Source organism: Stenotrophomonas sp. STEN063 (genome assembly GCF_056854515.1).
In genome coordinates, this window is the sequence record NZ_JBXFWF010000137.1 from 1 (window position 1) to 440 (window position 440).

General features: G+C 55.9%; 1 pseudogene. It reads right to left on the reverse strand.

What is annotated here, in order from left to right:
* Positions 1-440: pseudogene (locus tag AC1VWL_RS19320) on the reverse strand (wall-associated protein); the annotation flags it as partial.

Genomic DNA, 440 nt, shown 5'->3' on the forward strand with positions numbered 1-440 from the left:
TTCAAGCCCTGCGCCACTGCTTTTAGAGTAGTACATCAGCTGACCAGACTTGCTGTACTGCGAGAGCGCAGACGTTCCATCGACAGGACTCCAGGCAAGCACTCTCCGGCCTTCACCGTCGTAACGATACTGCTCCTTCCCGGCCGCTATATACAGGCGATTGTCGAAGCCGAACCCATACAACTGGCCACTTTTATTCTGCAGATTGCCCTGCGCGTCGTAGGCCAGGCCGACAACGGTTGCACCAGCGGAGTTCCGAATTCCTTGCAAACGGTTTGTGCCGGGATCGTAGTAGTAGTTGGCGTAATCCTTGCCACCGGACCCCAGCTTCCAGGACTTGATGTTATCCAACGCATCGTAGGTGTATCGATGCCATCCATCACCACCGAACGCCCCAGAGCCGGCTGCTATCAGTCGATCGCGCGCATCGTATTGCAGAT